Here is an 11,044-nt window from a genome sequence, read left to right on the forward strand (position 1 = left end):
TCTTCTAGCCATAGCCTCATTTACAATGCTTTGTATTTGGAATCGAACTATGTGGCTTTTTAAATCGTTGCCTTGCCTGTAAAGCAAGCCATTCTCGCTGAACATAGCATCTTGAGGTTACTTGGGTATATATAGATTCTCATTGTATTAATGTATATCCTAGGTAACGTTTTGCTTGTTAAAATTTAACAAGACAATAGAGTGGTCTTTGGTATGGATCTACGTTTCCACAATATATTTTACTGGAAGTGTGTACAAGCCAAGCGCAAGTACGGCGTTTGATCGTGAGTTTAAAAGGAATACTTGGTATAAATTTATGGGATATAAAGACATATGTTTAGAAAAAATAAAAAATGACGAATTTGAAAGCTTATTTTTTGCTGTCAAGCAAGGACTTTATTCTCATGTTGAGGCGGTCTTTGGCTGGTGTGAAGAATTTCAGCGAAAACGTCTAAGCAAAGACTATAAACCTCATTGGTTCCATTGGGTTTATAGTGAAAATAGCAGAGTTGGCGTGCTTTGCTATAAGCCATATGATAATGCATTGCACGTTCATCTACTTATTATTTTTCCTGAATTTCAGAATCAAAAACTCGGCAAAGAAGTTATGAATACGGTTCATCAACTGGCTTATAAACAAGGTCGTAGCCATATAACCCTATCAAGTTTTGTGAGAAACGAGTCTGCAATCCGATTTTATCAATCCCTTGGCTATTATACGGTCGAAAGTGATGAGCATTTTGTTTCCTTGAAGTGCAATATTGTCAACTAATACACTTGTACTCTCCATGGAAACCAGACACCTATGTTTGAGTTGTAACGCAAGATACTCGTTCGAAGCCTGAATGTGGGAAGTGCGATTTCGTAAGCTTGTGAAAAATATAATGTAATGATTTGAAAACAAAAATATAGTCAGGACAAACTACTTTTGGCTTCTATTGGCATCGTTATCAAAATTTCCTAACCTTAATTTGAACACAGAACCTTATGCCCCTAGACTAATTTTCAATTTTGTGTAGTTGGAATTGAATTATGTGGTTTTTTAAATCTAAATCTGAGACCTCTAGGGATCTTAATCCTACAACGAATGACTTCATTATCGATTCACTTAGACAGTCATTGACCATTATAGAATTTGATCCGCAAGGAGGTATTTTATCGGCAAGCGATCATTTCTTGAAAGCAATGGGGTACGAATTGAGCGAGATTCAAGGATCACACCACCGTATATTTTGTGACTCAGATTATGTTGAAAGCCATGAATACAAGCAGTTCTGGCCATCTCTTGCACAAGGGAGAATGATGTCAGGTACGTTTGAAAGGTACAACAAAGTCGGTGATTTAGTGGTCATTGAAGCAACGTATTTTCCTATTATTGATGGTACTGGAAAAGTTGAAAGAGTCATGAAAATTGCTAATGACGTGACCAAACAAGTGACAAGAGCTCGTTCACAACAAGATATTATCGATGCTTTGAATCAAAATTTTGCCGTCATTGAATTTGAGAACGACGGTACCATCATCGGTGCTAATGAAAACTTTCTCAAAGGCTTAGGCTATACCGCTGAACAAATCGTCGGCCAACACCACAAAATATTTTGCTTTGATGATTTTTATCGAGAAAATCCACATTTCTGGGAGAAGCTTGGTAACGGCCATGCGTTTTCCGGACGATTTCTACGAAAAACGCAGCGAGGCGATAATTTATGGATACAAGCCTCATACAGTCCAATTCGTAACGCCAAGGGGGAAGTGTACAAAATTGTTAAGTTTGCTTCTGATATCACTCAAGATGTTGAGCGTGAACATGCAATTTCTGATGCTGCAAACATTGCTCATAGTACAGCGATACAAACTTCTCAGGTCGCACGAAAAGGTAACCAAGTTCTTGAAGAGACGGTCGGTATCTCACAAAAAATGGTATTAAACCTCACTGAATCAATTGCTAAAGTAGAAAAATTAGCTTCGCTCTCAGAGGATGTTTCTGAAATCGTTAAAACAATCGGTGGTATTGCTGATCAGACCAATCTTCTTGCCTTAAATGCAGCAATTGAGGCTGCGCGAGCTGGCGAACAAGGTCGAGGTTTCGCTGTGGTTGCAGACGAAGTACGTCAATTAGCTTCAAGGACCTCTGAGTCCACCAATGAGATTGGTAAAGTTGTCGATAGAAATATCTCAATTACTACAGAAGTCACTTCCGCAATCGCTGAGGTTAATCAAGTTGCTGAAGATGTTAATATTAGGATAGAGGGCGTTTCATCAACGATGAATGAAATTTATGAAGGAGCTGAAAATGTTGGCTCTGCTGTTGGTCAGTTGACAGCGAGTAGGAATTAATGAAGACATATATACTCAAGTGATTTCAAAATGCAGGGCTCAGAGTGATGCCACCACAGTGCTGAGTTTAAGGAAAATCACGTAGCGAAATGGTCAGCTTTTACCAAGTTGTTTGAGGTGAAATCGGCAGTGTGGTGTGCTCCAAAAGGGAAAACTGTTTTGCTTTGCATGCGTCGTTACAGATGTTCAATTTAGATGACTAAATTGAACATTGTTGTCTTGCCTGTATTTTAAATACCTGCGCTAAGTTTTTCTGAAGAAATGGTGATTATCGAGCAAGGCACTCAATCTAACTGAAATAAGATGCTAACTTGGCCGTTTCAGTACTGGTCACCTTAGAAATAAGTTGGCGCATCCATATACTTCCGGTGTCTCTATCTTGTCGATCGTGCCAGAGAAGTGATATAGGAGCAGGCTCAATATCGAATGACAAAGGCACTACTCTAAGTTCTCCATTACGAACAGAGCTTGCGACAACAGATTGTGGGGTCACACAAACCAAGTTACTGTCTTTCAAAATTACAGGAATCGATGAGAAATAGTTTACCGTCATTGCTACTTTGCGTTTTACTCCAAGTGGAGTAAGGACATCATCAACTGTTGCTTGCGGCTCACCAGATAGAGACACTATCAGATGATCTTCTAAAAGATACTGTTTCAGTGGGACTTTTCCGTTGGTATCAAGCGTCTTTAACAGTCGATGATCTCGGCGAACCACACAAACTAGTCTATTGCTAAACAATCGAGAGGAATGAATTTTCTTGAGATTGCCAGCATAAAAATCAACAGCAATATCTATTGAAGCATCCGACAGCATTTCCTCTGCATTACCGTAAATAGGGACTGAGTGAATCCGTATCTGACTTGCCTCTGTCTCGAGAACGCTCCGCAGAGGACGTAATATCATATCAACTGAGGGTTCAGTGATGCCGAGTCTGAATATACGATCGGATGTCTTAACATCAAACTTTTCGTTAGTCGCGATCTGACGTATATCAAGCAATGGTTGGCGAAATTGTTGCCACAAAGCCTCAGCCTTTGGGGTTGGTTTAATGCCACGCCCACTTTTGATAAATAAAGGATCGTTCCAGACTAAACGCATGCGAGAGACTGCGTTTGAGACTGCGGGTTGGGTCATCCCCACTTTTGAAGCTGCTTTAGTAATTGATCCTTCTGACATGATTGCATCAAAAACGGCAAGAAGGTTTAAATCCAGATTCGACATCCATCTCTCAATACATTCATAAATCTATGAGTCTTATACAAACAATAAATTAGAAGTAAGTACAGAAATTTATTACTTTGCCCTTAATCGCCATTTTAAAGGTAAAGAAAATAATGAAAGTCTGGAAAGTCACCCCTAACGAAGCCAAATTAGATATTCAGCAATATGAAGTGAGCACTAGAAAACCTAAAAAAGGTGAGGTCTGTGTCCGAATTCATGCGACCTCTATAAATAAAAGGGATTTGGATATTGCTAAGGTTTTTATCAAGATGTAAAAGAGCAGAGCTTTGTACCATTTTCGGATGGAGCAGGCGAGGTTATCGCGATAGGCGAGGGAGTCAATAACCTCTGTGTTGGCGATCGAGTGATGAATATGTTTTGGCGCGACTGGATTGATGGTGAGTTAACTTACAACGCCATTGCTTTGGGAAGTATGGTCGATGGTGTTCTTGCTGAAGAAGTTGTATTGCCAGAGCACGCTCTGATAAAAATCCCGCAATCTCTCAGCTACGAGGAAGCAGCAACTTTACCTTGCGCTGCTTTAACAGCATGGAATGCTCTTATGGAGACAGGACAATTAAAATCGGGTCAAACCGTGCTCACTTTGGGGACCGGTGGAGTGTCTCTTTTTGCTCTTCAGTTTGCTAAGGCAGCAGGAGCAAAGGTGATCATTACCTCCAGCAGTGATGAAAAACTGGCCCGAGCAAAAAAGATGGGGGCCGATTTTGCTATTAATTATCGAACTAACCCTAATTGGTCTAAGGAAGTAATGCGTTTAACCGAGCATAAAGGGGCTAACCTCATTATTGAAACGGGAGGACCTGAAACACTCAACCATTCCTTGCAAGCGTCTTCTTTTAACGGTCAAATCGTCATTATTGGAGCGCAGGCTGGAGCGGATCAAGGCATCTCACCTTTACCGATTTTGTTTAAAAAGCTTTGTTTGCAAGGGATTATGGTTGGTAGTAAAAAAATGTTTGAGAACATGCTTGATCAAATTTCTAGACATAACATCAAGCCTGTTATCGATGAGGTTTTTAGTTTTGAAGATGTACCTAAAGCCTACAAGAAAATGGGCGCCGCAAACCATTTCGGAAAAATAGTGATTGTGAATTAAAATCCTTAGCACCGCATACTTAATTAAACTCATGATGCTAGTTTCAGCGAGAGTGGCTTGTCTTGCAGGCAGGTAAACGGTTTGAAACCAGCATCTTCAATTTTATGTATGTGATCTATATTCTATTTTATAATTTATTACTCTAATTGCGCTCGGTAAATTTAATTTATATTTTTTAATGTATTTTAAGCAACGGTGTATACAGGATGTTGCTCTCTTAATAAAAGAGAATCAATACTTTCGTTAGTATTATTTATAACAATATTAATGTTTTAAGTGAGAGAGTTATATTAAGTTACTTTAAATGCTATATATATCATGCATTTATGATTCATTACTGTGAGTTTTAAAATTAAGTGACATTCATAATAATAACGAATTTATACCATTTTAAAAGAATGCTCCCGTTCAACTTTATTCAATACTTTTGACTTTTTTTATAAAAATAACGTGATATCTAATCATTAACGAGTCTCATTTCTATACGATTTTAGGGCTCGTTAATAAATGAAGGATTCTTCTAAAAGTTAACACAACATAAATACAATAGGATATACAATATGACATTTAATATAAAAAAAATATCTGCCATTGTACTTTTTTCATGCTTAGCTACTACAGCATCCGCTAATATACAGATGCTGGGCGGAGAAAATGAAATATCACAGTCCATTGCTGATCACTTTCAACAACCAACTCAAGTTTACGTTGGAGATTTAACCCCCAAAGACTTGCTATACATCAATGTTGGCACAGCCTCAGAAGATCAGATCAAAAAAGCAAAATCTCATGTCTTGAGTGGTGATACTGTGGTTATTGATTTAAGCATGATTGCCAGTGAAGAAGAGAAAATTGAACGAAGTAGGAGTATTGCGGGATTGGGGATGTCTGCCCCGATTCTTGTTATAGGAACGCATCAAGGTGATGATTTTATAAATGCTATTGTCAGTGATGTTGTCGATGAAAACAATCACCCAATTAATAATGCCGAAGCCGAATTAGCCAGCATTAAACAGTCTTTGGTTCATAGTCTAACAAGTCTTGGTTTTGGGGAGTAAGAATATGAAAAACTCTACGATTTTTGTACTGTCACTATTAGCGGCCTCGACGAATGTATTGGCTGAAAAGTATGTCCCTATAATTTCAAAAACGATCCACATTACCAGCTCGAACATCAAATGTAACTTATCCAAGACTGAGGAATATAAAGAAACGCAGGATTGGTGTGATGCCAGTGCCTCAATTGCTGTTCGTGTGACCCTCGAACAGATGCGCTCTATTCCCTCATTAACGGGGGATGGTAAGACAACGCCTGATGCAAAAATTGTTCGATTTATTGTGGATGAGGATAGTGGAGGTACCGGAATCCACTTGGTCGATGAGCTAAAGCAAGATCATAGTTGGTTTCAAAGCTGGGCAAATCGTCGTACTTATATAGGACCCTTTGCTACCAACTACGACTTGTGGGTCAAACCAATTAAGGGAACAACTCCGACAAAAGTAAAAGACTTTCCAGCCAACACTAATACCAACTATCAACACCGTGACAAGCATGGTGTCGATATTGGTGTTAATGGTACTGCAGGGGCTGAGGTTGGTAAGGACGGACCCAAGATTAGCGGCCAAGTCTCCGGATCATTCAGTATATCCAATGAGAAAACGTTAGTTTTTGAAACAAAGGACTATCGAGTAGTCAACAGCTCCTCTTTAAGTGACTTTTCGGTTTCCTTTGAACGGGGCTTCGATGATTGTCATTATTTAAGAGCTCAAGAACTTGGATGTTACTTTACCAAGGCTCACTGGGGAAGTGGCTGGGTATATGATAAGTCCAAATTTAACCCAATCTCATACGCTAACTTTAAGCCCAATTATGAAGTCATATACGAAGCACCGGTTTCAGAAAAAGGCACTACGACTTTTGAGTTAGGTATTAAGGTGGGTTACAAAGTACTCTTCGGTAGTATCATGCCATCACCACTCTTCTCCGTATACGAAAAAGGAGGTGGCTCATCGAATTCTTCAACAGTTACAACTGAAGTTAGCGTGGACTGGAATCATCCGCTGTTTGCCCCCGAAGCGCATGTCGCTCTTCAATCGCTTAGCGATAACAACTTCTGCCTAGATGTCTATGGGACCAATGATGATGGAGATGTAGAGGTTGGTGGCTGGGAGTGCCATGGAGACTGGAATCAAGTATGGGGATTGGACGATAAAGAGCGCTACAAAAGTCGAGTCGCCCCAGAACGATGCCTAGCTGTGCTGCCAGATAAAACGGTTACCGTTGATTTTTGTGGAGAATCTCTTGCGCAAAAATGGTATTGGAAAGAAGATCAATTGGTTAGCCGATATGTGGATGGCACCGATAAGGCCTATGTGTTAAACATCATCGAAGGTAATAAGGTTGGCGTTGCGCCTATGGATGCGGCAAACAAATCCAAATGGCAACCGAGATTACATAAAATCAACCTTTAGACCGATAAACGAAATGGAAGGCTTTGCCTTCCATTTTTCAATTGAGTACCAGTCGGATCATCGGCGCTCTATCTATAGCTATTAAGGTAGTTTATTTAGCGCCTTCAGCAATGCTTCGACAGCGTTTCTTCTTTTGCTGCGCATAGGTGACTTTTAAACATGCCTTAACGACTAAATCATGAGACGATTGAGCGCTCTCTGCATCCGATGTTACTACTGCCTTGTATGTTTTAGACGAGTCTTTAAGGCCTCTTACTTGCTCTTCTAACCCAACAATGGCCTCAATGTAGTTCTGGATAAGTATACTGACCATATCGCGACTAATCCCTTCTTTGACCACCATACGCATAACAGCGATTTTGGGTGTATCTTCAGTTTGCTGCTGCGTTGGTGGCTTTTTCTCTAGAGGCATCGTAAAGGCCGGAACAACCCAACCTGATTGATTCAGTTTTTCGGAAATATCATGAACAGAGTAGATGTAATTTTTAATGTCATCATGGGTGAGCGGCTGATCTGGGGATGTTAGATTCAAGCGAACCACGGAGGCTGGAAAGTATTGTGAATCGTTGACGATATTGAAAATCGGTTGATTCTCAATAATTACTTTTTCCCCGCTATTGGCGGCTTTGTCTTGTTCGGTGACGGTTAAACGGAGAGCTTGTAGGCCTCTGGAAAGATCTTGTGCCAGTGACATTAGATTTTGTATTACCGTACTGTAACCATGTTTTCCAAGACGCAAAAAATTGTAGTACTGAGCGAGAACCATGGAACTACCTCTTGAAAAGTTGAGGCTATAGGTTGATTCATCGAAACCGAGCACATTTGTGGTTACGAAGAGCTTTTTGGGGATTTCATGAAAATTCTTCCATAGTGCCCAACCAACGCCTGGGTAAACCAGCCCGAATTTGTGACCAGAAACATTGATGGTTTTAACTTGCTCAAGTTTAAAGTCCCAATTCAATTCAGGTACATCGCTATGGTCGCGGAAGGGTTCGATAAATCCACCACTGGCTGCGTCAACGTGCAATGGAATATCCCAGCCTTTTTTATCATCATTTTTGATATCGACTAGCACTTGATTTATCGCTTCAACAGGATCGTTCTGTCCGGTATACGAGGTTCCCATAACAGCAACCACACACGTGGTATTTTCATCAACGTGGTCGCGTATTTCTTCAGCGGTTACAACGTAGTTGGTGCTTTCTTTAATTGGAACCCATTTGATGTCAACATCAAAGTACTGTGCGTATTTCACCCAAGTGATATGAACATCTGAACCAATGACGATATTGGGTTTATCCGTGCTTAGTCCTTTTTCCTTACGCTTTTTCTTCCATTGCTCTTTATGGGAGAGTGCACACAGCATTAATGCTTCAGATGAGCCAATCGCAACCGTTCCCCAGCCACTTGGCGTAGTGATATCAGCAGCGATTTCTTCGGCTGACTTCATATCATGTGGTGCGTTAAATAAATCGAGTAGCATGCGAACACAACGTTGCTCAATTTCTAATGTGCGGTTGTATACTTCTCCATCAATGTAATTTTTGCCGAGGTTTTCGGAAATCAGATGATTCGCTTCTTCGTCCATGACGGTGGTGACAAATGATGCCATATTCAGGGTTGGATTACCGTCCAGTTGAAGCTCGTCTCGAATAAATCGATACACGGTTTGTGGATCGTGTTCCATCACAGGCATTTTACCTTGTGGTGCTTGGTCGCGGAATAAACAGCGGCCATAGTTGGGCGTGTTAGCGGTTTGAAATTTGATATCGTTTTTATTTCCCATTTCTAACTCTCTGACGTTGTTTAATAAATTATTCAACTCAGCGTAGAAAAGAGACTGTAAGCATTCAAACTTACATAGAGAAATTCACCGTATTTTTCGTGTCACTCTCAAAACAAGATGAGGACCACTAAACCTTACTTAAAAAATTGAGCGTTTGATCATGACTGTGGCTTAGGATTGATATTATCAATTTATTCAATGTCTTATGTTAAATTTTATCTTGGCCCGAACTCTGGTAGATGGCTAAGTAGTAGCGTGTGATTTGTACAAATTAGAGGACTCATCTGCTAATTTGATTGGATTATGTGGGAAAAAACAATATACCTAAATGAATCCTGCATTTTGAAGTCTTGTAAGTACCAGCTTCAAATCCTAGAAAGAATGTCGATGTGTCTCACCAATGACTATTTACATTCTTCTTACATAATTCAGTTAGTTTTATAATTATCAATAATTAATTTCTTCTTGTTCTATCAATATCACTAACGAAAGAATAGGGAGAATGAATGATGGATATTAAACGCGCTGTTACTTTTTTTGGATTGGCTTTAGTTAGCAATGATGCCGCGGCAAAAATTGTGTCAGGCCACGAATACAGCATAGAAAGTCAATACAAACTTGATATACCGGCTGGGAGTTGTCTGCGAACGAATAGTAGGAATAGTAATGTTGCTGTTGATGCTTGTGACGGACCTGGTTATTCCACCATGAAAAAATGGATCCTGGTTGCTAAAGGTGATGGAACATATCAGATAAAAAGTCACTATAAACAAGATGCGGGTCAAGGGAGCTGTTTAAGGATCGATGCTAGAAATCATGTGTCGGTTGGAGATTGCAATGGTGCTGGTTACTCAACCATGAAAAAGTGGTTAGTGACTGAAGTAGGGAATGGGACTTACGAGCTGAAGAATAAGTATAACTTGGATACAAGTAAGCCCTCAATGAGCTGCTTGCGAACCTCTCGACAAAGTAAAGATGCCACTATTGGTGAGTGTTATGCAACTGGGACTGGTGATTACTCAACTATGAGGAAGTGGGTTATTAAAGACAGGACACCGATAACACCGGGAGGAATGGTCTCTGTAAATTATAAAGTGAAGACAACCAAGCAAGCATTGACTGAAATATCCTTTCCTTTCACGGTTCATTCTGCCCCTGACGCATCAGGTTATTATTTCGCTCAGCAATATTCTTTTATCAATGGCAGTACGGGATACATAGGGATAAGACCGCGCCCAAATGGAAAGAGTCTCGCTGCTTTTTCAATTTGGGGAGATTCGGAAATAATCGATACCCAAAGATGCTATTACGGTGCTGATGGAGAGAAGGGTTTGAGCTGCTCGGCTTCTCATGATTTGGTACACGGGCGAAAGTATGTGATGACTATTTCACGAGACCCAGCCAATGACAGAATTTATCATGGTACTGTCACTGATACCGTCAGTGGAAAAATGACGCCAATTGGTTCGTACAAAACACCAAGGGTTTGGACGTTAAAATCAAAGTATCTTGGATTTATTGAATATTATAAACGCATTTCATCTTGTGAAAATGTGCCTTATGCTGATGTGTCATTTTATCCTCCATTAGATGAGAACAATATTGTAGGCTTGATTACTGGGTACAAACATTACGGTCGTTGCAAAGACAGGGTAAATTTTAATACTCAGGTATCAAATGACACTACACGCTCATTTCAAACTGGACGTTAATCGCTGAACCTAAAATATTGACGTTACTTGGATATATTAACCAGTATTGAGACACACACCTTTAATATCGAGAGTATAAGTGTGTCTCAGATCTTAGTTCTAACTTTCTCATACTGTTATTTGATTTCGAGATGAAACCGATAGTCGCTCTGTGCGCCTCGGCGAGCAAATACGCGGTAATGACCAATTCGAATCGAGTACTTACCACTATACCCAAGTGACTTCAAAATGCAGGATTCAGAGCGATGCCACAGTGTTGAGTTCAAGGAAAATAACGCAGCGTAATAGTCGACTCTTACCAAGTTGTTTGACGATGAAATCGACACTGTGGCACGCTCCCAAAGGGCGAGTTGTCTTGCTTTACATGCTTCGTTACCGATTTTCAATTTAGATGA

General features: G+C 40.1%; 7 protein-coding genes and 4 pseudogenes. 8 read left to right on the forward strand and 3 right to left on the reverse strand.

Annotated elements, in window-relative coordinates; genetic code table 11:
• Positions 1 to 316: 316 nt before the first annotated feature.
• The 3 genes and pseudogenes from RH40_RS19935 to RH40_RS21335 form a co-directional block, all read left to right on the forward strand.
• Entirely contained in the window at positions 317 to 772 is a 456-nt protein-coding gene (locus RH40_RS19935; RefSeq protein WP_009603539.1) for a GNAT family N-acetyltransferase, read from the forward strand.
• 260 nt (positions 773 to 1,032) lie between these two features.
• A pseudogene (locus tag RH40_RS21330) lies at positions 1,033 to 1,800 on the forward strand (PAS domain-containing protein); the annotation flags it as partial.
• Positions 1,801 to 1,908: 108 nt separating this feature from the next.
• Positions 1,909 to 2,337 (forward strand): annotated as a pseudogene (locus RH40_RS21335) (methyl-accepting chemotaxis protein); the annotation flags it as partial.
• Between the two features lie 289 nt (positions 2,338 to 2,626).
• Here RH40_RS21335 and RH40_RS19945 read toward each other — a convergent pair.
• A complete protein-coding gene (locus RH40_RS19945) occupies positions 2,627 to 3,562 on the reverse strand; it encodes a LysR substrate-binding domain-containing protein (protein WP_009603541.1) in 936 nt (311 codons plus the stop codon).
• Positions 3,563 to 3,851: 289 nt separating this feature from the next.
• Between RH40_RS19945 and RH40_RS21340 the strand changes: the two are divergent.
• The 4 genes and pseudogenes from RH40_RS21340 to RH40_RS19960 all read left to right on the forward strand — a co-directional run.
• A pseudogene (locus tag RH40_RS21340) lies at positions 3,852 to 4,049 on the forward strand (alcohol dehydrogenase catalytic domain-containing protein); the annotation flags it as partial.
• The gene (locus tag RH40_RS19950; RefSeq protein WP_422636328.1) at positions 4,029 to 4,679 is read left to right on the forward strand and encodes a zinc-dependent alcohol dehydrogenase family protein; all 651 of its coding nucleotides are present in this window, start codon (positions 4,029 to 4,031) and stop codon (positions 4,677 to 4,679) included. The pseudogene RH40_RS21340 and the gene RH40_RS19950, both read left to right, overlap by 21 nt.
• 560 nt (positions 4,680 to 5,239) lie before the next feature.
• Positions 5,240 to 5,737 (forward strand): hypothetical protein, encoded by a 498-nt coding sequence (locus RH40_RS19955; protein ID WP_009603544.1) that lies wholly within the window; start codon positions 5,240 to 5,242, stop codon positions 5,735 to 5,737.
• A gap of 4 nt (positions 5,738 to 5,741) precedes the next feature.
• Positions 5,742 to 7,151: a leukocidin family pore-forming toxin gene (locus tag RH40_RS19960; protein ID WP_009603545.1), complete on the forward strand. Its 1,410-nt coding sequence runs from the start codon at positions 5,742 to 5,744 to the stop codon at positions 7,149 to 7,151.
• A 91-nt stretch (positions 7,152 to 7,242) separates the two neighbouring features.
• On the opposite strand, the gene gad is transcribed toward RH40_RS19960, so the two are convergent.
• Positions 7,243 to 8,937, reverse strand: coding sequence for a glutamate decarboxylase (gene gad / locus RH40_RS19965; RefSeq protein ID WP_009603546.1), 1,695 nt, complete (start codon positions 8,935 to 8,937; stop codon positions 7,243 to 7,245).
• A 506-nt stretch (positions 8,938 to 9,443) separates the two neighbouring features.
• Between gad and RH40_RS19970 the strand changes: the two genes are divergently transcribed.
• Positions 9,444 to 10,649: an RICIN domain-containing protein gene (locus RH40_RS19970; protein ID WP_039955090.1), complete on the forward strand. Its 1,206-nt coding sequence runs from the start codon at positions 9,444 to 9,446 to the stop codon at positions 10,647 to 10,649.
• A 116-nt stretch (positions 10,650 to 10,765) separates the two neighbouring features.
• On the opposite strand, the pseudogene RH40_RS20495 reads toward RH40_RS19970, so the two are convergent.
• Positions 10,766 to 11,044: pseudogene (locus RH40_RS20495) on the reverse strand (hypothetical protein); the annotation flags it as partial.

Source organism: Vibrio caribbeanicus ATCC BAA-2122 (genome assembly GCF_000165125.1).
GTDB lineage: Bacteria > Pseudomonadota > Gammaproteobacteria > Enterobacterales > Vibrionaceae > Vibrio > Vibrio caribbeanicus.

Excerpts from the sequence above, each read along its gene's own strand:
- RH40_RS19960 (WP_009603545.1), top strand. The coding sequence starts at position 5,742 with ATGAAAAACTCTACGATTTTTGTACTGTCACTATTAGCGGCCTCGACG.
- RH40_RS19970 (WP_039955090.1), top strand. The coding sequence starts at position 9,444 with ATGATGGATATTAAACGCGCTGTTACTTTTTTTGGATTGGCTTTAGTT.
- RH40_RS19955 (WP_009603544.1), top strand. The coding sequence starts at position 5,240 with ATGACATTTAATATAAAAAAAATATCTGCCATTGTACTTTTTTCATGC.
- RH40_RS19935 (WP_009603539.1), top strand. The coding sequence starts at position 317 with ATGGGATATAAAGACATATGTTTAGAAAAAATAAAAAATGACGAATTT.
- RH40_RS19945 (WP_009603541.1), bottom strand. The coding sequence starts at position 3,562 with ATGTCGAATCTGGATTTAAACCTTCTTGCCGTTTTTGATGCAATCATG.
- gad (WP_009603546.1), bottom strand. The coding sequence starts at position 8,937 with ATGGGAAATAAAAACGATATCAAATTTCAAACCGCTAACACGCCCAAC.